The organism is Dysgonomonas sp. ZJ279, assembly GCF_011039205.1.
In the GTDB taxonomy this organism is placed as follows: Bacteria; Bacteroidota; Bacteroidia; order Bacteroidales; family Dysgonomonadaceae; genus Dysgonomonas.
On record NZ_JAAKEL010000001.1, the window covers coordinates 765,208 to 789,972 of the forward strand.

A 24,765-nucleotide genomic window follows, 5' to 3' on the forward strand; every position below is an offset into this window, starting at 1 on the left:
GATGGCAGAATTTACAAGTGAGATAAAAACCATTCCGCATTCAGATGTGGATGTTTACACAGTGCTTTCAGATTTAAATAATCTGGAGCTTGCAAAAGATAGAATGCCTCAAGATAAAATTAAAGAGTTTACATTCGATAAAGATTCATGTACGGTATCTGTAGATCCGGTAGGGAAAGTTAGATTTGTTGTTGTCAGCAGAGAACCTAATTCAACTATTAAGTTCGAAGCAGAACAAGTCCCTTTTGGTGTGAATATGTGGATCCAATTAAAGGCTTCGTCTGAGAATGAAACAAAGTTGAAGCTGACAATTAAAGCAGAGCTTAGCCCGTTTTTGAAGCCGATGGTTTCAAAACCATTACAACAAGGATTGGATAAAGTTGCTGATTTATTGGCAACGCTGCCATATGATACTATTTTAAATCAAGGAACAATCGAATAAATGAAACTTTGGGAGAAAAGCGTACAAGTCAACAAAGATGTTGAAACTTACACAGTAGGACGTGATCGAGAAATGGATATCTATCTGGCACCGTACGATGTTCTAGGATCTATGGCTCATATTACGATGCTAGAATCGATAGGTCTACTTACAAAAGAAGAACTCTCGGTTTTGTTGAAAGGATTAAAAGATATCTATCAAATTGCTGTCGATGGCAAATTTAGTATAGAAGAAGGTATTGAAGATGTACACTCTCAGGTAGAATTGATGCTCACCCGTAAATTGGGTGATATAGGAAAAAAAATTCACAGCGGACGTTCCCGTAACGATCAGGTTCTAGTCGATCTGAAGCTTTTCACACGCGATCAGATACATTTGCTAGTTAATTCCGTATCTAGCTTGGTTGATGTACTTTTACACCAAAGTCAGAAATATAAAGATGTTTTGATGCCGGGTTACACTCATTTGCAGATAGCTATGCCTTCTTCATTTGGTTTGTGGTTTGGTGCGTATGCCGAAAGTCTGGTCGATGATTTGCAACTGTTGCAAGCTGCATACAAAATATGTAATCGAAATCCATTAGGATCAGCGGCCGGTTATGGCTCATCTTTTCCTCTCAATCGTCAGATGACGACTGATTTGCTTGGTTTCGATTCTATGAATTATAATGTTGTGTACGCTCAAATGGGACGAGGCAAAATGGAACGTATAGTTTCTTTTGCTATTGCGAGCATTGCTGCTACACTATCCAAATTGGCATTCGATGCATGTATGTTTAATAGTCAGAATTTCAGTTTTATCAAATTGCCTGACGAATATACTACAGGGTCGAGTATCATGCCTCATAAAAAGAACCCCGATGTATTTGAATTGACAAGGGCTAAATGTAATAAAATACAAGGGTTACCAAATCAAATTACACTGATTACAAATAATCTTCCTTCCGGATATTTTCGCGATTTGCAGATAATCAAAGAGTTGTTCATTCCATCATTTGAGGAAATGAATGATTGTTTGCAAATGGTAACGCGTATGATGAGCGAAGTGAAGATAAATGAAAATATACTTGATGATGATAAATACTTATACATTTTCAGTGTAGAAGAAGTAAATCGTCTTGTACTCGAAGGTGTTCCTTTTCGTGATGCTTATAAAAAAGTAGGTTTGGAAATAGAAGAAGGGAACTTTCAACATAATAAAAAAGTACATCATACACACGAAGGTAGTATCGGAAACCTATGCAACGATGAAATCAACTTGATGAAACAACGTGTTATCGATCAATTCGAGTTTGATAAGATTGCTTCAGCGGAAAATCGGCTACTTAACTCTATATAATAATAACGATAATATTCAAATCCTCTTTCCTATGGATACTTCAGAAATCATATTGGCTAGCTTATCCGGAGAGGATAAACCGGGTGTTACGGCGGCTTTAACAGCTGTACTGGCTAAGCATAAAGCAAACATTCTTGATATAGGTCAAGCCAATATACATCATTCTTTGTCGTTAGCAATGATGTTCGAAGCTTCTAATGCCGGTGAGGTCATTAAGGACTTGCTATTCAAGGCTACTGAAATTGGTGTTGTGATCCGTTTCTCACCTATTACAAAAGATGCTTACTGTAGATGGGTTCAATTGCAAGGGGTTAAGAACCGATATATAATAACTCTTCTTGGTCGCTCTCTTTCAGCAGAGCACATATCGGCAGCTGCGCAAGTTGCACAAAAATATAAATTGAATATTGAAAAAATATCCCGACTGACAGGACGTATACCTCTCGAAGAATTGGAACGTTCCAGCAGGTCTTGCATAGAATTATCAATCAGAGGTACATTAATCGATGAAAAGATCGTAAAGGAAGACTTTATGAGCTTGGCAAGTCAGCAAGGAATAGATATCGCTTTTCAAGAAGAATCTATGTATCGCCGTATGCGTCGTCTGATCTGTTTTGATATGGATTCGACCCTGATCCAAACTGAGGTTATCGACGAGCTGGCAGAACGAGCAGGAGTAGGAGATCAGGTGAAAGCTATTACTGAAGCAGCTATGCGTGGAGAAATAGATTTCTCGGAAAGCTTTAAGAAACGTGTGGGCTTATTGAAGGGCTTAGATGAATCGGTGATGAAAGAGATAGCAGAGAATCTTCCTATAACAGAGGGTATGACGCGTTTGATCCGGATACTGAAAAAGAGTGGCTATAAAATTGCAATTCTTTCAGGTGGGTTCACATATTTCGGGAATTATCTGAAGGAGAAATATGGTTTCGACTACGTATATGCTAACGAACTGGATATAGAAAATGGCAAACTTACAGGTAATTATGTCGGGGATATTGTCGATGGAAAAAGAAAAGCCGAATTATTACGTTTATTAGCGCAGGTAGAAAAAGTAGATATACGCCAAACCGTTGCTGTGGGTGATGGAGCTAATGATTTACCTATGCTGGGTATTGCCGGATTGGGCATTGCTTTCCATGCGAAACCAAAAGTGAAAGAGAATGCAAAGCAATCATTGTCTACTGTAGGGCTTGATGGTATTCTTTATTTCCTTGGTTATAGGGATTCTATGCTGGTAGGCGAAGAATAAACTGGAATATATTTTCAATTTGATATAAATAAAAAGTGTAGTGAATTAATTTCACTACACTTTTTTTATTTAAACACCCTTTTAATGATTTCAATAATTTATGTCAATCATTCCAGATATATACGTTATTGGATTAGCAACTGCATCCAGAACCGCAACCGCCACCCTCTGATGAGCCACAGCCACAACCGGCAGCTTCTTCTTCACCGTCGCCACATCCACATCCAGAACCGCATCCACATCCTCCACCTTGAGGTGCAAATAATGCAGCAATTTCTTCAGGAGTAGATTCTCTTACTGAAAGAACATTGCCGGAGAAGTTTAATGTTTCGCCAGCTAACGGGTGATTGAAGTCCATAACAACCACATCTTCTTTAACTTCTACAACTGAACCGTTCAGGCGGTTTCCATTTGTATCCATCATAGGAACTGTATTGCCTTCGAAAATAACTTCTTCGTTCAATACACCATCTACTTCGAAAATATTGCGGGGAAGATCTACAATGTGTTCGTCGTCATATTCACCATATGCTTGTTCAGGAGTAAGCACGAAATTGAAAGAATCACCTTCGGCTAATCCGTCCACGTTTTTCTCGAATGCTTCAAGCATAGATCCTGTACCAAAGATAAATTCTAGTGGTGCTTCAACTGTTGCTCTTTCCATCAATTCACGCTCTTCACCTTCACCTACGTTTAAATCGTAAGATAAAGAGACAAATTTATTTGTAGAAATTTTCATCTTTATTTGTTTTGTTTTTAATGAATTAATTGACCTTATAAAGGTCTTTTTTTATTTTATATCGTAAAGCAATAATCGTGCCTCAAATTTAAAATCCAACTGCCTATTAAACAATTCGGGGTTTAGATTTGTTTCGCTTCAACTGCTTTTTTAAGATTATTCAATGCCTTCTCAATTATAGAGCGTGGTGTTCCTACATTCATTCGCATATATCCTTCTCCACCGGCACCAAACATCATTCCATCGTTTAATGCCAATTTGGCATCATTTACGAATAACGATACAAGATCTGCCTGAGACAGCTTCAATGCCTTACAGTCGAGCCAGATCAAGAACGATGCTTCCGGTTTCATAACCTTTATCTGTGGTATATGCTGTTTCATATATTCATCGACAAAACATATATTTTTCCAGATGTAGTCTTTGGCTTCACTCAACCATTCTTCGCCACGATTGTAAGCTGCTTCAGTTGCCGGATAAACAAATAAATGACCTTCGTTTAGCTCACTGCTTATAAGGTAGGCATGAAATTTATCTCTTAATGCTTTATTTGGGATAATTGAATATGAACTGACGATTCCTGCTATGTTAAACGTTTTACTTGGAGCCATAAATGTAATGCTGTTTTGTGCAGCTTTTTCAGATACGGTGGCAAATGGAATATGCTTATTGTTCTCGTGGGTCAGATCGCAATGTATTTCGTCAGAGATAACAAGTATATTATTGTCGTAACAGATTTCTGCTATATCAGCTAATTCTTGGCGAGTCCATACACGACCACCGGGATTGTGAGGATTGCAAAGAATAAGTAATTTACATTGCAGGTCAATTGCTTTCTGTAATCCTTTCAAGTCCATTTTATATTGTCCTGCTTCCAGAATAAGTTGATTGTCGACAACTGTACGATGATGCATCGTAGGGATGATGCGGAACGGATGATATACCGGCGGTTGAATAATAACCTTCTGATCACGGGCAATAAAGCAATCGATAACAAAAGCAATGCCCTTTACAATTCCGGGGATATAGCTCAACCATTCCTGCTCAATTTTCCAATCGTGATTTCTTTCGACCCAATTGATTATAGCATCATAGTATGATTGCTTAGGATGCGTGTAGCCAAAGATAGCATGTTGAGCTCTCTCAATAATAGCTTCTTGCACAGCAGGGGGAGAAAGGAAATCCATATCGGCAACCCACAATGATATCAGGTCTTCGCGTCCATAGCGTTCTTTTAGTACATCTGTTTTTATAGCACCTGTTCCTCTGCGGTCAATAATCTCATCAAAATTATGTTTTGGCATATCTATTATGTTGAATTTTAAATCTTGACTACAAAGGTATGAAAAATAATATATGGGATTGTTCCCCAACGAAGGTTTAAATATAAAAAAGCCATAGTCTTATTGACTATAGCTTTCTTATACTAAATTATTCTAAGATACTTTTATAAACAAGGGTATTCTATTATTTGTGAGCAAGGTAATCAGATATACCTTCTTGTGTTGCTTTAAGAGCTTTGTCTCCTTTTTTCCAGTTTGCAGGGCAAACTTCACCATGTTCTTCTACAAATTGAAGAGCATCGATTACACGAAGAGCTTCTTCTACACTACGACCTAGAGGCATGTCATTCACTACTTGATGACGAACTATTCCTTCTTTATCGATTAGGAAAAGACCACGATATGCCTGAGGCGCACCTTCGAAGATATCTTCACCTTCGTCATTATAATCGAAACGACCTGCTAATACATCGTAAGCCGAAGAGATCATTAATGTTTGGTCAGCAACAAGAGGGAATTTAACTCCTTTGATACCACCATCGTTTTGTTCAGTTTGGAGCCATTTCCAATGGGCGAATGCCGAGTCTGTAGAAGCGCCTACAACAGCTACTCCACGAGATTCGAATTCTGCTATTTTTTCTTGGAATGCAATAATTTCAGTTGGGCAAACGAATGTAAAATCCGCTGGGTAGAAGAAAAATACTACATATTTCTTTCCTTTGAATTGTTCCAAAGAAAATCCTTCTACTATTTCATTTCCGTTGATTACTGCATTTGTCTTAAATACAGGAGCTTTTTTTCCTACTAATACTGACATAATAAATTGTTGTTTTAGTTATATGTTACTTAAATTTCTACTACAAAGATAAACGCTAGAAATCAAGAAACCTAATAAACCGAATAGATATTTATTATGTTAATATCAATTTTGTTTATGTAATGAATTATTCTTTTTCAAGAAATCCTACACCCACAACTACCGGACGGTGATCAGATGCAATAGGCTCGTCGTAAACGAAACTGAATTTTTGTTTCACTACATTATCGTTAGGTGCGACCATTATATAATCGAGACACTGAACTGGTTTATCAGCAGGGAAAGTGCAGGTTTTGGTATCTCCCAGTATGCTGAAGTCACTTTTTAAAGCACTAATAGTTTCTGATTCTGGCAGAGCATTGAGATCGCCAGCGAAAAATATCGGTTTTCCACTTTCTATTTTAGCCATTTCTTCTTTTATGATTGGAATAGAAGCTAATTGATCTTCGGGAGTAAGAGATAAATGTGTGCAGAATACTACATACTTTTCGAATTCTGCAATTAATAAAACTCGCTCTTCTTCACGTCCCGGAAGTGAAACAGAAGTAAATTCTTGGGGTAAGTCTCCGGATAATAGTCCGATGCCATATTTACCTCCATCAAACTTGATCGCAGGTGCATATACATAGTACATGTCTGTAAGTGCTCCGAGTTCTTCTAATACGAATTTATTATTTCGTCCTGTTACACTGTCTACCTCTTGCAGTACTACTACATTGGGTAATACATGGTTGATTACATCTGCTATGCGGTGCAGATCTGTAGTCTGATCCATACCCAGGCCGTTTCTTATATTGTACGACATAATAGTAGTCGTAATAGCATTCTGACCTTCTTGTGCGTTCAAATAAATTGAAGCTGTAAGGCTAGATATAACAAGTAAACAAAATAATCTCTTCATAATATAATCAATTAAAATAATTTCGATCTATTCTTCTCCTTTCACTATCGGAAGTGTCCAGCGGAATTTAGTGGCTAATATGCGAATAGCAACAATTGATACAGCTGTTACTATTTCACAGATAGCGAGGTCTACATTGAAGAAATGAAGGGCGCTGAATATAACTCCACCTATAATACAAGCCACTGCATAAAGTTCTTGTGTGAAAATAATAGGTATCTCGTTAATCAATATGTCCCGTGTAATACCTCCCACAATTCCTGTAATCACTCCCATAAAAATACATACCCAATATGGATAATCGAGCATCAGAGCCTTTTCGTATCCTACCACTACAAATAAACCTAAACCGATACAGTCGAACCAGAAAATGGCATTATTCATGTGTATAAGATAACGACGAAAACAAAGAACTATTACAAATGCTAGAAGAGTACACCATATGTATATACTCGATTTCATCCAAAAGATGGGCACATCCAAGAGCAAATCACGGAGTGTTCCTCCTCCTACAGCCGTAACAAATCCCACTACTATAGCACCGAACCAATCGAATCGTTTAGCCGAAGCTAGACGGACGCCACTTATGGCAAATGCTATAGTTCCTAAGAACTCAATTATATCAACAAGTTCTATCTGCTGAAAGTTTTCGAAAAGATGCATATTTAGCAAAAAAATATGAGATCGTATAAATTATTTACTCATCATTGGCGATCATGCCACTACCCAGGCATAATTTTGATTCGGCATCATATACTACACCAAACTGTCCGGAAGCAATCCCTTGTATCTTTTCATCGGAATAAATACGATAAATATCTCCTATTTTTTCAATCCTTCCTTTTGTAAATTCGGGTGTATGACGTACTTTAAATGTAATATCGCGAGAGCCTTCGAAATTGCCCCATATATCTTCTGTAATAAATGAAAATCCGGCCAGATTGACAACTTTGCCATACTGCGTTTCGGGATCATAGCCATTAGACACATATATGATATTACGTTTAGTATCTTTCTTTATAACAAACCAAGGTCCGCCACTTAAGCCGAGTCCTTTACGTTGCCCAATGGTGTGAAACCAATATCCGTTGTGCTTTCCTATAACCTCTCCTGTCTCTAAGTCTACTATTTTTCCGGGACGCTCACCTAAATAGCGACGGATAAAATCGTTATAATTAATCTTTCCCAAGAAGCAGATACCTTGACTGTCTTTTCGCTGAGCCGATGGGAGGGATTGCTGTGCGGCTATAGCCCGTACCTCACTCTTCAATAAATTACCTATCGGGAACATCAATTTAGATGCTTGCAGATAATCTATTTGTCCGAGAAAGTAAGTTTGGTCTTTTACATGGTCTTTGGCTGTCGATAGCCATGTTTTTCCATTCAGTTCGGTTGTCGTGGCATAATGACCTGTTGCTATTTTGTCAAATTCGTGTCCCCATTTTTGTTCGAAACAACCGAATTTAATCATTTTGTTACACATCATATCAGGATTTGGGGTCAATCCACGCTTCACAGCATCGATCGTGTAGTTCACTACATTCTCCCAATATTCTTCGTGTAAAGACACAACTTCCATCTTACAACCATATTTTTTTGCTATATAGGTTGTTATTTCTATATCTTCTTCGGCAGGACAATCAATATAACCTTGTTCGTCCTCCATTCCTATTCGTATGTAAAATATCGTGGGATCGTAGCCTTGTTCTTTAAGTTGGTGTACAACTACCGAACTATCTACCCCTCCCGATACTAACGCTGCTATTTTCATTCTTTATTATCCTCTAAAATGCTTATTACCAAATTTCCGTTTTAGCATACGATTTGAAACTGCCCATACCAAAGCTTAGGCCTGCGCGAACAAAAAATTGTTGCTCATTACCTGTTACATTAAAATCGTATCCGGCTTTAACGAAAAAGAATTTATAATCTAAATATATATTGGGTGTAATAACTACACCATCTTTGCCATTTTTGAAATTAAACAAATAGCCTGCATCACAGCCAACCAATATTGTATATGGATTATTATTAAATAACGATTCGCTCAAAAACGAATTTATTTGTATCGGCTTAATATTTAATCCCGCTACAGGAGAGCTACCTCCGGTATAATCTATCCCGCTGGATATAAATGTATTCATGGGATTTTTTTTGTGCCAGGTCGGAAAAGACAAACTGGCTGCAAACTGAAAATCATTTCCTCTGTTTTTTGCGTCGGCATATTGTGCCCCCACTCCAATAAACTGAGCAGAGCAAACTAAAGGTAATAAGATCAGTAGTAGTGCAATTCCTATTTTTTTCATCTGTATATAATTAAGAGAGAGGACAAAAGTACGTATTATTTTTTCTTATATGCTCTATTTGTAGTCACAAACAATTTATTCTAGCGAGCGGCTTCCGTTTCTATATCGGCTTTCGATTTACTTTGGGTGACCATATAGACACCTCCAAAAATTAGGATGCTGGCTATCAATTTCTCAATTGTGAACTTATCCATTCCCATGAATACCGCAACTGCCGAAGCCACTAATGGCTGTACATTATTGTACATCGAAATAGTTGTTGCTCTTATTCGTCGTTGAGCCAGTGGTATCATCATGTATGTAAAAAAGGTGGCTCCAAATAATGTGAATGCAATCAGGATGTATGGAATAACTTCCGATTGATGAAATAGAGGAGCTTCGATTGCATCTTTGTAGCCAAATGGAGCAAGAACAAGAGCCGAAAACAGAAACATCCATTTCATCATCGTTATTGGGGAATATTTGGCAGATAGCGGTCGGGTAATTACCAGATAGAACGCATAGAAAAAAGAAGCGCTTGCAATAGATATATTGCCTAAAGCATCACCTTCTTGTCCTGCTGCTCCATTATGACTGGTGTATACAAGAAATATAGCTCCGATTCCACCAAGTAATACGCCACTGACTTTTTTAGTGGTTATAGGCTCCTTTAACACAACAGCTGCTATTATCATAGCGAATAAAGGTCCGCTGGTTGTGATAATAGATGCGTCTACTGGAGACGTACGCCCCAGCCCATAAGCAAAAAGTCCTTGGTTTATAGCCATTCCGCAAAGACCTCCTAAAAGTAAAATCAACAAATCTTTTTTATCTACCTTTTCTTTAGGCATAAAGAGAGAGGTGATCCAGAAGGCTATCGAACCGAATGACATTCTTAACACTGTAACGGCCATCGGGGAAAGTAGTCCTGTTGAATAAAAGTATTTATTGACAGGTATATTTAAGCCGAATACACACATCACAATAAGCATAATAAGATGCCCTTGTTGTTTAGATGATAATTGCATTGTGTTAAAGATTACTCTTCGCTTTTAGTTGTTATTTTTTCTATTTGCTTATCTTGTACTTTGGAGAGTGTTATTAACATACAAATTGCTCCAATCAGGGCGCATAACATATCGGACTGTGTGTCCCACTCATATCCTTGTGTTCCCAGAAAATCGTCTGCTCCATCGTTAGACAAAACGGCAACCCACCATTCTATCAATTCGTAAAATGCACTTATGCTAAGACAAATACATACTACAAGAAAAGGTAACCACGATTTCTTACGAATAACGTTTAAGCGTATCAATAGTTCACGGGCAATCATAGCCGGAATAAAACCTTGCGCAAAATGACCTACTTTGTCATAGTTATTTCGGCTCGAATCGAACATTTCTTTCAGCCAGTCGAAAGCAGGAACCTTTGCATAAGAATAATGCGCACCTATCAGTAATATGATCATATGCAGAAGAATAAAGGCATAGGTCATATCGGTAAATCTGAATCGCTTAAATGTTGCAATAAGAACAATTAAGCCTGCTACGCACATACCAGCTTCGAGCCACCAAAGAACAGGATCGAAAGATTGGTAACCCGACCAGATAGCAACAACTAGAAATATCAGCAAGAATACTCCGTATTTCTTTTCCATAAATAAAATGTAGTCTTATTGATATGTATTGAATGAAATAACCTCTTCTGACGACTTACGTCGTTTCTCACGTAGGGGTTGTGCTGGGTAACCGATAATAATGTCGAGCACCACCCGTTTATTCTTTGGTATATTTAGTAGCTCTTTTACCTTCGATTCTTTAAACCAGCCCAGAATACAACTACCTAAACCTTCGGATTCTGCTGCGAGGCAGATATGAGCTGTTGCTATACCTATATCAAGAAAAGCGAAGTGCTTATCTTTTACTAGTCCACCGATTCCCGAACTGAAATTTACTTTTTCTTCCACCACAATAATATGCACAGGTGCTTGTTTTGTAAAATGATTCATGCCCAGCAAACGTGCCGAAGTTGCGTCTGCAACTTTATTCGTTAAATCAGGTTCGTCTACTACAATAAAATGCCATGGTTGAGCATTGCATGCAGATGGAGATAAGCGACCGGCTTCGAGAATACGCGCGATGATTTCTCGGTCTACCATTCTTTCCGTATCGAAGGCACGAGTACTTTGGCGTTGCTTTACCAGTTCGTAAAAATCCATATTCTAAGCTGTTATAGTTGTGTAATACGACTGATGTATTTACCTATAATATCAAATTCGATATTTACGAGTGTACCTTCTTTTATTTGGTGGAAGTTGGTATGTTCGTATGTATAAGGAATTATAGCTACTTCGAAAGTGTCGTTCGTCGGATTGCATACAGTCAAGCTAACGCCATTCACTGTAACCGAACCTTTATCAACAGTCAGATAACCTTTCTTAGCCATTTCACGATCGAATTCATATTGAAATACAAAAGACCAGCTACCATCAGTTTCTTCTACTTTGAGGCATTTAGCTGTCTGATCGACATGTCCTTGAACGATGTGTCCGTCGAGACGACCATTCATAAGCATGCTGCGTTCAAGATTAACCTTGTCGCCAACTTTTAGGATGCCAAGATTAGAACGATCCAGTGTCTCTTTTATAGCTGTTACAGTATATGTATCATCATCCAGACTAACAACTGTCAGACAAACACCATTATGAGCTACGCTTTGGTCGATTTTCAATTCGTTTACAAACGAACATTTCATTGTCAGATGTAAATTTTCTGCTTCTTTACGCAATGAAACTACTGTTGCCGCATCTTCTATAATACCTGAAAACATGTCTTTATATTTTTTAGTTTATAAAATTATTTAGAGTACAAAGGTACTGATTTATTTATAGAATAAGGAGATTTTGAGAATTCAGAATCTCCTTATCTTATTCTTAATTTACTATGCAGTATATTTATTCTGCAAACGTCAATCCTTTAATTTTATTCCATCCGCCTCTTGTGAAATCGGGGATTTCTACCGGAGATGAATTATTATCGAGAGATATCTCTGTTAACGGAATCAGGCAGCACCACTCCGCCAAATCATATACATCCATATCTAGAGGCAGACCTTTCTGAAGGCAATAGATCATTCTATAGTCCATCACAAAATCCATTCCACCATGTCCGCCTACTTGTTTTGCTTTTTCTTCTATTTCTCTAACAATAGGATGTTTATATTTTTCCATCAAAGCTACTCTTACTTCGTCGGGAACGAAACTATGAGCATTCAGGTTTTCGTGATTTGGAGTAACATCTGTACCTATTTCTTTAGAATCTAGGGCGAAACCTTGCACCGGATATTTATTTGCAAATCCTTTAGTTCCCGATATTTGATACATTCGGTTGTAGGGGCGAGGCGATGTTACATCGTGTTGTATTTGAATAGTTTTACCGTTCTCGGTGCGTATCATAGTCATCGTATGATCGCCATTGCGGAAGTTTTTCACATCTTTTCCTGTTTTTTCTTTTATGTAAGTGGGATTTCCTACGGCTTTTGTATCCATAGACACCAAATAGTTCAACTTGTCGCCGCGATGAATATTCATTGCCTGACAAACAGGGCCTAAACCATGAGTAGGATATACATCGCCACGATGGTTTTGATTATAATCCATACGCCAGTTGTCCCAATACTCACTCCAGAACGGTTGTAATCCGTGAATGTAGGCACCCTCACCATGCAATATTTCACCGAAGAGCCCCTGTTGAGCCATGTTTAATGTGGTAAGTTCGAAGAAATCGTAAACACAATTCTCCAGCTGCATACAATGTTTACGAGTTTTTTCGGAGGTATCTATCAAATCCCAGATTTCCTGCATTGTCATTGCAGCAGGTACTTCGATGGCAACATGCTTACCATCTTTCATCGCTTGTATGCCTATCTTAGCATGGTTTTTCCAATCTGTAGCTATATATATCAAGTCGACATCGGGCAAAGCTGTTACCTGGCGCCAGATAGTCGTATCACCGTAGAATTCTTTTGCTTTAGGTAGCCCTCGTTTTTCAAGCATTTCATTGACTGATTTCGTATTCTTTTCCAAGACATCACATAATGCCACAATCTCTACTCCGGGTATATGAGACATTCTATTTACAGCTCCCGGACCACGCATACCCAAACCAATAAAGGCAACACGAACAGTAGGGATGGGGTCGGTTTTAAGTTGTAATACGTCTTTTTGTCCGGCAGGGCGATTGGGCACAGGGGTGCGTATTATTTGTGCTGAGACAAACGATGGAATGAGTAAGATCAATACTAAAAAGAAGGTAAAAAAATAATACTTTTTCATGCTAATACTATTGTAAGATTTAAGTTGAACTGTAAATTTAATATTTTTAATTTAATGTTTAAGGTTAGAGGCTGCTTAAAGTTGTTATAAATTCGATCAGTGCGGCTTCATTTGTTGCTTGTTGATTTGCTTGTGATGCCGAAGAATGAAAGTAAGGGTTGCTATAATATTTGTTCCTGTCATCCCGAACTGAAAGGAGGATCTGGCTCTCTTCGTAATAGGCTGCACTAGAGATCCCTCACTTCGTTTCGGAATGGCAAGTTAGATTAAAGAATTTAATTAGTGGTTTTTTTCTTATATTTAGGGTTGGAAATCTTTTATTACTATTTGAAGTATAAAATAGAGCCTTAAATCATATTCCTAACTTATAGATACAAATCTAATTATCAAAAATATATACATGGAAACACTTTTGAAAATAGGAGAACAATTTGCATTCGATGGTATTGTCGAAGAAATAAAGCCGCTGGGCGAAGGATTAATCAATGAAACATTCTTTGTAACTACAAAAGGGGAGGCTCCTAATTATATACTGCAACAGAAGAACAAGAATATATTTACGGATATACCTGCCATGATGGAGAATATCTATAAAGTAACAACCCATCTGAAGGAGAAAATAGCAGAACAGGGCGGAGATGTTTTGCGTGAAGCGCTGACTGTAACTCCTACTAAAGATGGTAAGCTTTATTATAAAGACGAGAATGGCGAGTACTGGGCTGCTTGCTTGTTTATTGAAGATACAGTTACTTATCATGTGGCCGATTCTCCCGAATTAGCAGAGCAAGGGGGGAAAGGAATAGGTAAGTTTCAGGCAATGCTTGCTGATATGAAAGAGCCATTGGCAGATATACTACCCGGCTTTCATAATATGCGTTACCGTTTCAACCAATGGGACGAGGTGCTGAAGAGGGATGCTGTAAATAGAAAATCGCAGGTAGAAAAGGAAATCGCTTGGATAGAAAGCCGTCGTGAGGAGATGCTCAATTTCTGGGCAAAGGCAGAATCGGGCGAAATACCGACACGTATTACTCATAATGATACCAAAATAAGTAATATTCTATTTGATAAGCAGGGTAATGTTTTATGTATAATCGATTTAGATACAGTGTTGAGTAGTATTTGTCTTAATGACTATGGTGATGCTATAAGATCGTATACGAATGCCGGAATGGAAGATGATGAGAATTTAGATAATGTTTATCTCAAAATGGATATCTTCGAAGGATATACCAAAGGCTATCTGTCAGAAGCTATTAAGTTCTTAACACCTGCTGAAATTGATAACATGGCTTTTTCTGCAAAATATATTACTTTCGAACAGATGCTAAGATTCTTAATGGATTACATTGATGGAGATAATTATTATAAAGTTAAAAATGAGACTCATAATTTAGTGCGAACACGTGCCCAGTATAAATTATTATTATCGATAGAGGAAAACTATAGTGCGATGTGCGATACAATACAGAAACTTATCAGTCAGATGAAATAGTGATTGTTGAGAGGCTTAGTATTTTACTCACCGTTATATCATAAAAAATTTTTATCTTTGTGGCTGAAAATTTCAACCGCAATTAGTAAAAATGAAATATTTATATATCCTGTGTTTATTCTTCGTGGCTTCTGTGCTTTCGCTTGGTGCCCAAGGATATGATAAAAGTTGCTATTATGGCATAACGTTCGTAGTTAGTGAAAACCCCAGCTGGGGCTACGGGGAGTTGGTTATTACCGGAGTAGAGCCTAATTCGCCAGCCGAAAAATCGGGAATAAAGGTAGACGACATCATAATGGAAATAAATGGTAAGGCTACTTATCTGAGAGATAACCAAACTATTGCTAATTGGTTGTTTAATGTATATGATCCTGTTGTAACCTTTACAATAAGGAACCTCAATACTTATTTCAAAGAATATACACTAAATCGTAGATGTATCGCTCTGAATAGTGTGAATGAGAAAGAATTGTCTGATATTTTTTCTTTTTACAGCCTCGAAAATACGAATCAGCGTGCTTTTACTTTACCATTACGTGTAGAGCCTAATGCCGAAGTGGATTATGCAGATTACCACACATACGATTTTCAGCGTGATGACAATCCGACTGCAGTAGACTTGCAAATAACAGCTTTGCTCGAAAAAACATTGCAAGCTAGAGGTTTGGTGCGAGATACTCAAGACCCTGAAATAATAATTCAGGCATATTATAATTACGACTCTAATCCTCAATATACAGGTTTGGAGAATAATCCTAGTATTACATCTAAAGTTTGGCGCTTCGATTCTGACAAGAAAGAAATGGTACAGCTACCTATCTTAGATCCGAACGAATATAATATTCAGGCAAAAGGACAATATCTGGCTGAATTCGGATTCAGTTTTTATGATCGGAAATACATTGATGAGACACGCTTGACTCAAATATGGGATTGCAGCATTAAAGACTATTTGTCAACTAAATATTCATTCGAAGAATATCTTAAACTTCACATTCCTCTTATGTTTATGGAATATCCATACGTAACAGCTAAGACAGAAGTGAAATATGTAGTCGATTTCAATGGATATAACTATACAGGAATGTACTTTAATGCGGATGATCTGACTACGGTATCCGATGTAGACGAAGGTTCACCTGCTTTTGCAGCGGGTATACGTGCCGGCTATGTAATAAAAAAGATAAACAATAAAAAGTTTCAGCATACTAAAGAAAAATTGTCGGAAGGTTATAAACGCTTTATAGATGTAACAACAATATATAGAGATCAAACGACCCGATTTACTAATGCAGACGGATATGCAGATTGTATGTTCTGGAATCCGGCTTTTTATGGCGATATTGCGAAAGAATTCAATAAGTCGTCTAATCTGACGAATTTCTCATACTTATACGATTTCGAGAAATACGTAAATCCTAATCCGTCGGATAGGATAACAATCGAAGCATGGGATGGTATGCAAACGCGTATATTTCAGGTAACTCCTACAATACGCAGGTCGGTTGTTGTAAAATCTTTGTGATATAATAATAAATAAAACAAATAGAAAGGGAGACGAATCCCTCTTTTAAAATTAGACATGATAACAGTTTCAAATTTAGGTATTCAATTTGGCAAACGAGTATTATTTCAAGATGTGAATCTGAAATTTACAAGCGGTAATTGCTACGGTATAATAGGTGCAAATGGTGCAGGAAAATCTACTTTTCTTAAAATATTAAGTGGAGAGAAAGACGCTACTCATGGTTCTTTCGCTCTAGGATCGGGTGAGCGCCTGTCGGTACTATCGCAAGATCACTTTGCTTTCGATAAATATACTGTGATGAACACAGTATTGCAGGGGCACACTATCCTTTGGGATATAATGAATGAAAAAGATGCATTATATGCTAAAGAAGATTTTACGGATGCAGATGGTATCAGAGCATCAGAACTAGAAGAAAGGTTTGCAGAACTCGAAGGGTGGAATGCCGAGAGCGATGCGGCGATGCTTCTTAGTGGGTTAGGCATAAGCGAAGATCTCCATTATCAGACAATGGGTGATTTGAGTGGTAAACAGAAAGTGCGTATACTCCTTGCTCGTGCATTGTTTGGAAACCCTGACAATCTATTGCTGGATGAGCCTACCAATGATTTGGATATTGAAACAGTGATGTGGCTGGAGAATTATTTAGCTAACTTTGAAAATACAGTACTTGTTGTATCGCATGACCGTCACTTTTTAGATTCGGTTTGTACTCACACAGTAGATATTGATTTCAGTAAGGTGAATATGTTTGCCGGAAACTATAGTTTCTGGTACGAATCCAGTCAATTGGCATTGCGTCAACAACAGAACCAAAATAAAAAGGCTGAAGAGAAAAAGAAGGAGCTGGAAGAATTTATCCGTCGATTTAGTGCCAATGTAGCTAAATCGAAACAAACTACCAGCCGTAAGAAAATGATCGAGAAGCTTAATATCGAAGAAATTAAGCCTTCTTCGCGCAGGTATCCGGGAATTATATTCTCTCCTGAACGTGAGCCGGGAAATAAAATATTAGAAGTAAACGGGTTGAGTAAATCGATAGAAGGAAAAGTTCTGTTCGATAATATCAGTTTCAATGTAGAGAAGGACGATAAGATTATATTCTTATCGAAAGATCCTCGTGCTATGACTGCATTCTTTGAGATAGTCAATGAAGCAGCGCATGCCGACAAGGGAACATTTGCATGGGGACAAACAATCACATCTGCTTATCTTCCGCTAGATAACAGCGACTTTTTCAAAGACGATCTTAATCTGATAGACTGGTTATCCCAATTTTCTGACGACACTAGCGAAATCTATATCAAAGGCTTCTTGGGACGTATGTTATTCTCTGGCGAAGAGGTATTGAAAAATACAAAGGTGCTGTCAGGGGGAGAGAAAATGCGTTGTATGATTGCCCGTATGATGTTGAAAACAGCAAACTGCCTAGTGTTGGATTCACCAACCAACCATTTGGATTTGGAGTCTATACAGGCATTTAACAATACACTTATTCAGTTTAAAGGCAATGTGTTAATGTCGTCGCATGACCATGAGTTTATACAAACGGTATGTAATAGAGTAATTGAATTAACACCTAAAGGTGCAATCGATAAGATTATTGATTATGACGATTATATAACTTCAGATGAAATAAAAACTTTGCGAGAAAAAATGTATAGCTAATTATTTAAGATAAGGGTCTGCTTCAAGCAAATAATTATAAATTAAGCCCAAGATAAAAAATGGAATCATTAGATTCCATTTTTTTTGTAAAACAAAGTTTGGAAGGCAATGTGTTTATAGATACGTGTTTAATGTCCATACGTTAGATAGTCTAAAAGAATAGGTTAAATATGTTATATTTTTAACACAATAAATTCTATTGTTAATAAAATATCTACATATATTTGCGCGTTGAATGTGTAAAAAATACACCGGATTTAAAGCTTTTATAATAAAACTAACAATATCGAGGGGAAGCCACTATGGAGCGTTCTGAGCATTTTAGCTTCTAACGGTTGTGCAAATTCCTTAACTTTTTTGTCTTCACTTTTCATTTCTTGCTTGTGAAAGCCGGATTTGGTTATATGTACAGCCATTTAGAGGCTTCTCCGAGATATTGATTTTACAAACTACAAGTAAGACATAGCTTTCATCGGAAAGCATCGTTTTTTAATTTAAAAAGACAGAGACTCATAAAAGGTCTGGGATATTAATTCCAGACCTTTCTTTTTTTGAGTGTATAGCTAATCTCAAAAGGCTAGTTTCCATCTTTTAGATTCAAGTATATGAAATCAACTATTTTCAGTATATTTGCAGCTGATAATTTAAAAAATAACATAAACAAAATGGGATTATTTGACTCAAGCAACCCTTCTTTCGGTAAGGATACTTACGATAAAGTGGGTAAGGCAGTAGACTCTGCAAATGTAATGACTGTCAATGGAGCAGTTGGTAAAACAGGATTATTACTGGCATTAGTGGTAGCGGGTGCCGCTATAACATGGAATATGTTTACAAGTCTGGCCTATCAGGGATTAGTTATGCCTTTGTTCTGGTTGGGTCTTATCGGTGGATTAATTGTGTCGCTTATCATTATATTTAAGAAAGAAATGGCACCTTATCTGTCTCCTGTATACGCCATACTCGAAGGTTTGGCTTTGGGAGGTATATCTGTTATTGCTAATGCATATTATCCGGGGATTGTTTTCCAGGCACTTAGCTTAACATTTGTAGTTGCTACTGTAATGCTTATCCTGTATAGATTCAGAGTGATCCGTGCAACGCAGAAGTTCAAAAGTGTAATATTTATAGCGACAGCTTCTATTGCTGTTTTTTACTTAATTAGCTTTGTTCTTTCCTTCTTTGGCATTTCATCACCGGCCTACGCTGCAACGCCGCTAGGTATTGGTATCAGTGTATTCGTAGTTATCATTGCTGCGTTAAATCTGATTATTGATTTTGATTTCATCGAAAAAGGAGCAGAAGCACAAGCACCTAGATATATGGAATGGTATGGCGCATTCGGTTTGATGATTACATTAGTTTGGTTATACATTGAGATACTAAGACTATTGATTAAAATAGCTGGTCGTAGCCGCTAGGATACAGTCACTTATAATGAATTATAAAAACTCTCTATTCGTAAATATGAGAGTTTTTTAGATATTTATGCAGGTATTCACATAACAGAAAGATCAAAATGCGACACTTAAGAATATTATATATACTATTGTTTTTAGTCTCTCCGCTTTCTGCGCAAAATATTAATTTCAGTTCTTCCTTAATGGAATCTAATGATTCTGATATTAAGGCTATTATGATTCTATGGGAAGACTATATTGAGGCCTGTAGTTTGGATATAGATTCTTTACAGACCGAATGTTGGAGCGAATCTGAAGCAGATTCGAGCATAAAAACAGATATTATAAAATACTCCTTTGGAGCAGATGATCCACTATATTGTTATGGGGACATATTTACTTACGGAATACAAAAAGTTGATACTAGCCATTATCAGATATATTCCGCTCAATATTATAAGGATGATTTTGAGGAATCAACTGTTTTTGCCACATATAAAATTTGTGCTAAAGAAGTCTCTCCCGGCACATTTAAGCTCTTTAATTATTTTGATGTCAATCGCGATAAATTGAAAGTCTATGATACAGGCTCAATTACTTACTATTATCCTGACTCATATCATTTCGATAAAGAGAAAGCATCGAAAAGCGAGCACTTTGTAGATCATATTTTCAAAGAATATAAGCTCGATAAGAGCAATATTATTTATATTCTAGGAAATACTCTTACGGAATGTAATTCAATCATCGGGTTCGATTATACAATTGCGAATGCTCCGACTAAATTCGCAGCTTATTCTATTTATCCGAATATTCTGCTGGCAACTCAGATAGATCATTCTCATGAGCTTATACATGGCGTTTTCAGACCAAACTTTCCTACAGCCTCCTTCTTGTTCCAAGAGGGTATAGCAACATATTATGGTGGTAGTGCAAATCTTCCCTATCAAGCACACTTAAACATTGTAAAAGACTATATTGAGAACCATCCCGATATGAATTTGTCAGACTTCGAATCTTATAATACTCTTATCGACGAACAGACAAATCCATTTTATATTGTAGGTGCTTTAATTATAGATTCTGCTATAAAAACAGGAGGGGAAGAAAAGGTTTCAAGATTACTTGAACATTATACTGACGATAATTTCGATAGAGCTTTTAATGACGAATTTGGTTTGCAAAAAGAAGATATACATACTTTTATATTGAGTTTGATAAATAATAGTTAATAGTTAAATATGAAGTCATTTCGACTTTTTAATTTAACGGTAAAGAAAAAGGAACTTCATATATGCACGAGTGGTCGGAAGAAATTCTGACCACTCGTAGGCTTTTGCCCTCTGCTGATTTGTTATTCTGTTATCGCCATCAAAACCAAGACAGGTTTATTAAGCTATCTATACTATTTTATTAAGGTTCAAGATTTAAAATGCCTAAGCTGGTAGCCAAACTACTGAAAGTAGAAACTTTACATTTCAAAACCACATACATTGCGCCGACTCCACCAGATACAACAGTCACTCCATTGTATGGGCTTATGCTAACCACCTTACGCGAAAAATCCATTCTTATCGTCACATCATCCGAATCATTAAAACGGGTGTAAGGATAATCGAGTCTTGTGTAAGAAAACGTTCCAATACAAGCTCTGGTTGACGGCAAAGCTGTCCAATAGGGTGATCCTTTTAAGGCTGGTTGATATCCCCCAACAGTAAACTCGGTACGCTCAGGACCGCTGTATTGTCTCATGCTTCCAATAAAGAAATAGACAGGAATAGAACTTGCAGCTTGCTCAATCGCATCGACGCCTTGTGATTGACCTTCGGAAACCAACGCATCGCTTGCTAAAACTGGACTAGACGGAATTAAAAATAACACAACTAGAATTAGTGAAAAAGAATAGAATAATTTTTTCATGCTTTAGATTTTTAAATTAAACATCAAACAAATACAATAATAGTAAAAATTGACACAATAAACCTTTAAACTAATCTTGTATTTTTATTTAATTTGATATTTTTTGAGTAAAATAACGATGAAAGTAATCACTATCTTAATAATAAGACAACTCTTTACACTGTGTTTTGTGCATAAGGAGTGTTATTTTCTGTCGATTTACAATTGCAAAATTCGCGCTTTCTTACCCTATTTCACATAAGACTAAAAAGTCAGTACAACTTTTATAAAATAAGGCCGATTCGAGAACGAATCGGCCTTATTTATCTTAGAAATATTTGTTATTAGCAAAGACTGAATGGCTTTGTATATTTGCTTGCGTTATTCAGTTTTTCTATTGATGCATTGTCTAGTTTTAAATCTACGGCTTTCAATATATCCAACTGAGATGCCTTCGACACGCTGGCAATAGGAGCCGTGATAGACGGACGTGCTATAAGCCATGCTAATGCTACTTGTGCAGGTGTGGCATTAGTTTCTTTAGCTACTTGCAACAGCGATTCTATAATCATCTTGCCTCTATCGTTCATGAAAAGATTCACAGCACTCGAACGTTGTCCTTCGGCCTGTTTACCAAAATCGTATTTTCCTGTCAGGAAGCCGCTGGCTAAAGAGTAATAGCTTACAACTCCAAGATTATATTTTTCTGCTATCGGTTCGTATTCGAGTTCATAACGGCTGCGGTTATATAGATTGTATTCAGGTTGTAAACAAACATATTCAGCATAACCATTTTTTGCACTTTTATCAAGTGATTCGATAATACGTTCTTTACTTACATTCGAAGCACCGATATAGCGTACCTTACCTTCTTTTACCAATTGGGTAAATGCTTCTAAAGTTTCTTCTACGGGAGTTGATAAATCATCGAAATGATTGAAATACAAATCTATATGATCAGTTTGCAAACGGCGAAGCGATTCTTCGGCCTGCTTGATAATATAGTCTTTTTTCAAGCCTTTATTGTCGGGTGAAACTTCTGCACCCACTTTTGTTGCCAATACAATCTTGTTTCTGTTCCCACTTTGTTTAAGCCATTTGCCAATGATTGTTTCAGACTCGCCACCTTTATTGCCCGGGGCCCAAGCTGAATAAACATTAGCTGTATCTATGAAATTAAGACCGGCTTCAAGGTAAGCATCCAATATTTCGAATGATGCTTTTTCATCAGCTGTCCAACCAAACACATTACCTCCTAATACAAAGGGAGAGACTTCTAAATCCGATTTGCCTATTTTTCTTTTTGTTGCCATAATTATAATTGCTTTGAGGTCACAGACCTTACTGTTTTTTAGTAGGTGTATATAAAGAGACTGCACATCCAAATACAATACTTTGATGTGCATATATAGTTAAAAACAATCAGAAATGGAAATAGTTTGAGACGTTTTTCTTATTTAAGAAAAGACTTTTCTACAACCACAAAATCATAACCGTCTTTTGTGAACCGTTCATCGGTTTCTTCAAAACCGAACCTTTTATAGAAGTCTACTGCATTGGCTCTTGAGTTACACCACAGGCGATCCAGCTTAACATCCTTTGCATAATCGATAAGCCATTTCATAAGAGCAGAGGCGTAGCCTTTATTTTGCATATCATTACGAGTGGCTAATTTTCGAAACTGCACATCACGACCATTCATGAAAATAGACATCACAGATACAAGTTCGTTTGCAACGAAAACCCCTATGTGAAGACCTTTGTCATCATCGGCCAGTTTCACGAAGTCAATATCCTTGTCAGGATACATTACTTGCTGGCGCAGTTGTAATACATTGTTATATGGAGCTTCTGTTATTGTCATATTTATTAGAATTTATAGGTTAGCATAAAACGACCTTCGTATGTCTGAGAAAATACATTCTCAAAATATTTATAGTCGGTATCGCGCGTATAATTGTATAAGATTCCTGTCATATAAATTTTTTTGTATACATGCAGATCTGCTCTGAGGCTGACAACATGTAAAGTAGCCTGCGACCTGTCTCCCTGATAATCGAATTTATGAGGATCTATATTGTCCCAATCTATATTTTCGGGATACCCTTTCCATGTAAACATGCGATAAGCATCGTAAGTTGTCGATAGGCTAAATTTATCTTTGTAAGCAAAATTTGCTCCCATTTTCCAACCAAAACCACTTGCCAGATTGTAGTTGCGCATGTCTACCTTATAGTGGTCGCTAAGTACGGCTCCAAGAATGATAGCGTTGAAGTGCGCATGTGCGTCGAATTTATAGTTTCCAAATCGTTTGCTCTGATAGATTAAGCCTGCACCGAAAGAAGCAGGTGTACCTAACTTGTAAGGGATTTTGCCTGAAACATCCGATATCGTATCCGAATCATAATAATCGAAATGTTGATAAGCACCGATACTTAGGAAATCTTTTTCGGTATCTATCAGGTCGAGTACATGAAGTCTGCCGATAATATTTAATTGACTGAGGAGAGGTTGCGAACTATGCATGTTTAGATTCGCTTTGAATGAAAAGTAGTCGTATGGTTTTTGATTTTCTGTTTCAAATCTGTCACCATATTCTATATTGATATCTGTTGCCATACCGACTCCTTTGTCGAATATTTCATCTCTTAACTCCAATACACGTACCCCTGCCGATATTTCTACGCTTACATCGGGAACTCCAAACTGTTTTCCTGATGTGCTTCTCTTACGCCATGCATCACCATTCAGTATACGTGTTAGTCCTCGTGTAGGAGCTATAACAAAGCCTGCTGCTTCTCGTCCGAAACGTTCAGTACCTGTCAGTCGGTCGTCGAGCACTAAGTCGGATGTTCGGTATAATGTTTCTCCCAGAGCTAATCCGCCAATAGGGGTTGCTATAATGTCGTTGAGCGATGGATACTCATTTTCCAGAAAGAGTTCCCACATAGCGCTACCACCGAGTGCAAATGCACCCGATTCCCAGAAATTATATCCTCTGGAACGTGCCGAATTATAATATAAACTACCGTGATAGGGGTGTAGAAACATATTTGTTCCCATCTGATCGTTATCCCAAACGAATCCGTGTTTTAGATTGTCTTTTATAGTTTGACTGCTTATATAAGCGAATTCGGCTTTTTGGATATATCTGTCGAATGCCCATATACCCATATTGAGTGTAAATATTTGCCCTGCAGCTGCCCATCCTTTCTTTTTTGAATAGAATGCTATGTCTAATGAATCGGCAGGTTTGGGGTCTCTAACCGAATTTCGTATAGCGAATTGTGCATAAGCAGAGTTTGTACAGAAAAGAATCGCAAGCGATAAGAAAATCTTTTTCTTCATTAAGAGAAATTTACGTATGAGTCTTGTTTGAGCGAGC

At 37.3% G+C, this 24,765-nt stretch carries 24 protein-coding genes; 8 read left to right on the plus strand and 16 right to left on the minus strand.

Annotated features, from left to right (window positions below):
- Position 1 precedes the first annotated feature (1 nt).
- From G7Y57_RS03430 to serB, 3 genes are read left to right on the plus strand one after another with little or no spacing between them, the layout of a single operon-like run.
- Positions 2 to 442, plus strand: coding sequence for an SRPBCC family protein (locus tag G7Y57_RS03430; RefSeq protein ID WP_165020767.1), 441 nt, complete (start codon positions 2 to 4; stop codon positions 440 to 442).
- Positions 443 to 1,780 carry an argininosuccinate lyase gene (gene argH, locus G7Y57_RS03435; protein WP_165020768.1) on the plus strand — a complete coding sequence of 446 codons (1,338 nt, stop codon included), beginning with the start codon at positions 443 to 445 and terminating at the stop codon, positions 1,778 to 1,780.
- 31 nt (positions 1,781 to 1,811) lie between these two features.
- On the plus strand, positions 1,812 to 3,032 hold the full coding sequence (serB, locus tag G7Y57_RS03440; RefSeq protein ID WP_165020769.1) for a phosphoserine phosphatase SerB: 1,221 nt from the start codon (positions 1,812 to 1,814) through the stop codon (positions 3,030 to 3,032).
- Between the two features lie 133 nt (positions 3,033 to 3,165).
- Here the strand turns inward: serB and G7Y57_RS03445 are convergent, their stop codons facing one another.
- From G7Y57_RS03445 to G7Y57_RS03500, 12 genes are all read right to left on the minus strand, one after another.
- Positions 3,166 to 3,771, minus strand: coding sequence for a peptidylprolyl isomerase (locus tag G7Y57_RS03445; protein WP_165020770.1), 606 nt, complete (start codon positions 3,769 to 3,771; stop codon positions 3,166 to 3,168).
- 122 nt (positions 3,772 to 3,893) lie between these two features.
- The gene (locus G7Y57_RS03450; RefSeq protein ID WP_165020771.1) at positions 3,894 to 5,075 is read right to left on the minus strand and encodes a MalY/PatB family protein; all 1,182 of its coding nucleotides are present in this window, start codon (positions 5,073 to 5,075) and stop codon (positions 3,894 to 3,896) included.
- 163 nt (positions 5,076 to 5,238) lie between these two features.
- On the minus strand, positions 5,239 to 5,871 hold the full coding sequence (locus tag G7Y57_RS03455) for a peroxiredoxin (protein WP_165020772.1): 633 nt from the start codon (positions 5,869 to 5,871) through the stop codon (positions 5,239 to 5,241).
- A gap of 127 nt (positions 5,872 to 5,998) precedes the next feature.
- Positions 5,999 to 6,772, minus strand: a complete 774-nt coding sequence (locus tag G7Y57_RS03460) for an endonuclease/exonuclease/phosphatase family protein (RefSeq protein ID WP_165020773.1) — start codon at positions 6,770 to 6,772, stop codon at positions 5,999 to 6,001.
- Between the two features lie 27 nt (positions 6,773 to 6,799).
- Complete coding sequence (locus tag G7Y57_RS03465) at positions 6,800 to 7,435, minus strand: trimeric intracellular cation channel family protein (RefSeq protein WP_165020774.1); 636 nt, start codon at positions 7,433 to 7,435, stop codon at positions 6,800 to 6,802.
- 34 nt (positions 7,436 to 7,469) lie between these two features.
- Positions 7,470 to 8,543: a tRNA 2-thiouridine(34) synthase MnmA gene (gene mnmA / locus G7Y57_RS03470; RefSeq protein ID WP_165020775.1), complete on the minus strand. Its 1,074-nt coding sequence runs from the start codon at positions 8,541 to 8,543 to the stop codon at positions 7,470 to 7,472.
- A 25-nt stretch (positions 8,544 to 8,568) separates the two neighbouring features.
- On the minus strand, positions 8,569 to 9,078 hold the full coding sequence (locus tag G7Y57_RS03475) for a hypothetical protein (RefSeq protein WP_165020776.1): 510 nt from the start codon (positions 9,076 to 9,078) through the stop codon (positions 8,569 to 8,571).
- A gap of 80 nt (positions 9,079 to 9,158) precedes the next feature.
- Positions 9,159 to 10,085 carry a DMT family transporter gene (locus tag G7Y57_RS03480; protein WP_165020777.1) on the minus strand — a complete coding sequence of 309 codons (927 nt, stop codon included), beginning with the start codon at positions 10,083 to 10,085 and terminating at the stop codon, positions 9,159 to 9,161.
- Positions 10,086 to 10,096: 11 nt separating this feature from the next.
- A complete protein-coding gene (locus G7Y57_RS03485) occupies positions 10,097 to 10,714 on the minus strand; it encodes a DUF2238 domain-containing protein (RefSeq protein WP_165020778.1) in 618 nt (205 codons plus the stop codon).
- A 15-nt stretch (positions 10,715 to 10,729) separates the two neighbouring features.
- Positions 10,730 to 11,275 (minus strand): nitroreductase family protein, encoded by a 546-nt coding sequence (locus G7Y57_RS03490; RefSeq protein ID WP_165020779.1) that lies wholly within the window; start codon positions 11,273 to 11,275, stop codon positions 10,730 to 10,732.
- 11 nt (positions 11,276 to 11,286) lie between these two features.
- Positions 11,287 to 11,886 (minus strand): riboflavin synthase, encoded by a 600-nt coding sequence (locus G7Y57_RS03495; RefSeq protein WP_165020780.1) that lies wholly within the window; start codon positions 11,884 to 11,886, stop codon positions 11,287 to 11,289.
- Positions 11,887 to 12,010: 124 nt separating this feature from the next.
- Positions 12,011 to 13,390, minus strand: coding sequence for a Gfo/Idh/MocA family protein (locus G7Y57_RS03500; protein WP_165020781.1), 1,380 nt, complete (start codon positions 13,388 to 13,390; stop codon positions 12,011 to 12,013).
- 400 nt (positions 13,391 to 13,790) lie between these two features.
- On the opposite strand from G7Y57_RS03500, the gene G7Y57_RS03505 reads away from it, so the two are divergent.
- The 5 genes from G7Y57_RS03505 (at position 13,791) to G7Y57_RS03525 (ending at position 20,713) form a co-directional block, all read left to right on the plus strand.
- Positions 13,791 to 14,885, plus strand: coding sequence for a phosphotransferase enzyme family protein (locus G7Y57_RS03505; RefSeq protein WP_165020782.1), 1,095 nt, complete (start codon positions 13,791 to 13,793; stop codon positions 14,883 to 14,885).
- A gap of 91 nt (positions 14,886 to 14,976) precedes the next feature.
- On the plus strand, positions 14,977 to 16,410 hold the full coding sequence (locus G7Y57_RS03510) for a PDZ domain-containing protein (RefSeq protein WP_165020783.1): 1,434 nt from the start codon (positions 14,977 to 14,979) through the stop codon (positions 16,408 to 16,410).
- Positions 16,411 to 16,467: 57 nt separating this feature from the next.
- Entirely contained in the window at positions 16,468 to 18,081 is a 1,614-nt protein-coding gene (locus G7Y57_RS03515; RefSeq protein WP_165020784.1) for an ABC-F family ATP-binding cassette domain-containing protein, read from the plus strand.
- A 605-nt stretch (positions 18,082 to 18,686) separates the two neighbouring features.
- The gene (locus G7Y57_RS03520) at positions 18,687 to 19,502 is read left to right on the plus strand and encodes a Bax inhibitor-1/YccA family protein (RefSeq protein ID WP_221412102.1); all 816 of its coding nucleotides are present in this window, start codon (positions 18,687 to 18,689) and stop codon (positions 19,500 to 19,502) included.
- A gap of 182 nt (positions 19,503 to 19,684) precedes the next feature.
- Positions 19,685 to 20,713 (plus strand): hypothetical protein, encoded by a 1,029-nt coding sequence (locus tag G7Y57_RS03525; protein ID WP_165020785.1) that lies wholly within the window; start codon positions 19,685 to 19,687, stop codon positions 20,711 to 20,713.
- 181 nt (positions 20,714 to 20,894) lie between these two features.
- On the opposite strand, the gene G7Y57_RS03530 is transcribed toward G7Y57_RS03525, so the two are convergent.
- The 4 genes from G7Y57_RS03530 to G7Y57_RS03545 form a co-directional block, all read right to left on the minus strand.
- Positions 20,895 to 21,317 (minus strand): hypothetical protein, encoded by a 423-nt coding sequence (locus tag G7Y57_RS03530; protein ID WP_165020786.1) that lies wholly within the window; start codon positions 21,315 to 21,317, stop codon positions 20,895 to 20,897.
- A 407-nt stretch (positions 21,318 to 21,724) separates the two neighbouring features.
- Entirely contained in the window at positions 21,725 to 22,693 is a 969-nt protein-coding gene (locus G7Y57_RS03535) for an aldo/keto reductase (protein WP_165020787.1), read from the minus strand.
- A 140-nt stretch (positions 22,694 to 22,833) separates the two neighbouring features.
- Positions 22,834 to 23,244, minus strand: a complete 411-nt coding sequence (locus G7Y57_RS03540) for a GNAT family N-acetyltransferase (protein ID WP_165020788.1) — start codon at positions 23,242 to 23,244, stop codon at positions 22,834 to 22,836.
- Positions 23,245 to 23,249: 5 nt separating this feature from the next.
- On the minus strand, positions 23,250 to 24,728 hold the full coding sequence (locus G7Y57_RS03545) for a DUF3943 domain-containing protein (protein ID WP_165020789.1): 1,479 nt from the start codon (positions 24,726 to 24,728) through the stop codon (positions 23,250 to 23,252).
- Positions 24,729 to 24,765 lie beyond the last annotated feature (37 nt).

What these genes read in the sequence shown, in the direction of transcription:
- G7Y57_RS03430 (WP_165020767.1), top strand. Translation starts at nt 2, where the DNA reads ATGGCAGAATTTACAAGTGAGATAAAAACCATTCCGCATTCAGATGTG.
- argH (WP_165020768.1), top strand. Translation starts at nt 443, where the DNA reads ATGAAACTTTGGGAGAAAAGCGTACAAGTCAACAAAGATGTTGAAACT.
- serB (WP_165020769.1), top strand. Translation starts at nt 1,812, where the DNA reads ATGGATACTTCAGAAATCATATTGGCTAGCTTATCCGGAGAGGATAAA.
- G7Y57_RS03445 (WP_165020770.1), bottom strand. Translation starts at nt 3,771, where the DNA reads ATGAAAATTTCTACAAATAAATTTGTCTCTTTATCTTACGATTTAAAC.
- G7Y57_RS03450 (WP_165020771.1), bottom strand. Translation starts at nt 5,075, where the DNA reads ATGCCAAAACATAATTTTGATGAGATTATTGACCGCAGAGGAACAGGT.
- G7Y57_RS03455 (WP_165020772.1), bottom strand. Translation starts at nt 5,871, where the DNA reads ATGTCAGTATTAGTAGGAAAAAAAGCTCCTGTATTTAAGACAAATGCA.
- G7Y57_RS03460 (WP_165020773.1), bottom strand. Translation starts at nt 6,772, where the DNA reads ATGAAGAGATTATTTTGTTTACTTGTTATATCTAGCCTTACAGCTTCA.
- G7Y57_RS03465 (WP_165020774.1), bottom strand. Translation starts at nt 7,435, where the DNA reads ATGCATCTTTTCGAAAACTTTCAGCAGATAGAACTTGTTGATATAATT.
- mnmA (WP_165020775.1), bottom strand. Translation starts at nt 8,543, where the DNA reads ATGAAAATAGCAGCGTTAGTATCGGGAGGGGTAGATAGTTCGGTAGTT.
- G7Y57_RS03475 (WP_165020776.1), bottom strand. Translation starts at nt 9,078, where the DNA reads ATGAAAAAAATAGGAATTGCACTACTACTGATCTTATTACCTTTAGTT.
- G7Y57_RS03480 (WP_165020777.1), bottom strand. Translation starts at nt 10,085, where the DNA reads ATGCAATTATCATCTAAACAACAAGGGCATCTTATTATGCTTATTGTG.
- G7Y57_RS03485 (WP_165020778.1), bottom strand. Translation starts at nt 10,714, where the DNA reads ATGGAAAAGAAATACGGAGTATTCTTGCTGATATTTCTAGTTGTTGCT.
- G7Y57_RS03490 (WP_165020779.1), bottom strand. Translation starts at nt 11,275, where the DNA reads ATGGATTTTTACGAACTGGTAAAGCAACGCCAAAGTACTCGTGCCTTC.
- G7Y57_RS03495 (WP_165020780.1), bottom strand. Translation starts at nt 11,886, where the DNA reads ATGTTTTCAGGTATTATAGAAGATGCGGCAACAGTAGTTTCATTGCGT.
- G7Y57_RS03500 (WP_165020781.1), bottom strand. Translation starts at nt 13,390, where the DNA reads ATGAAAAAGTATTATTTTTTTACCTTCTTTTTAGTATTGATCTTACTC.
- G7Y57_RS03505 (WP_165020782.1), top strand. Translation starts at nt 13,791, where the DNA reads ATGGAAACACTTTTGAAAATAGGAGAACAATTTGCATTCGATGGTATT.
- G7Y57_RS03510 (WP_165020783.1), top strand. Translation starts at nt 14,977, where the DNA reads ATGAAATATTTATATATCCTGTGTTTATTCTTCGTGGCTTCTGTGCTT.
- G7Y57_RS03515 (WP_165020784.1), top strand. Translation starts at nt 16,468, where the DNA reads ATGATAACAGTTTCAAATTTAGGTATTCAATTTGGCAAACGAGTATTA.
- G7Y57_RS03520 (WP_221412102.1), top strand. Translation starts at nt 18,687, where the DNA reads ATGAAATCAACTATTTTCAGTATATTTGCAGCTGATAATTTAAAAAAT.
- G7Y57_RS03525 (WP_165020785.1), top strand. Translation starts at nt 19,685, where the DNA reads ATGGAATCTAATGATTCTGATATTAAGGCTATTATGATTCTATGGGAA.
- G7Y57_RS03535 (WP_165020787.1), bottom strand. Translation starts at nt 22,693, where the DNA reads ATGGCAACAAAAAGAAAAATAGGCAAATCGGATTTAGAAGTCTCTCCC.
- G7Y57_RS03540 (WP_165020788.1), bottom strand. Translation starts at nt 23,244, where the DNA reads ATGACAATAACAGAAGCTCCATATAACAATGTATTACAACTGCGCCAG.
- G7Y57_RS03545 (WP_165020789.1), bottom strand. Translation starts at nt 24,728, where the DNA reads ATGAAGAAAAAGATTTTCTTATCGCTTGCGATTCTTTTCTGTACAAAC.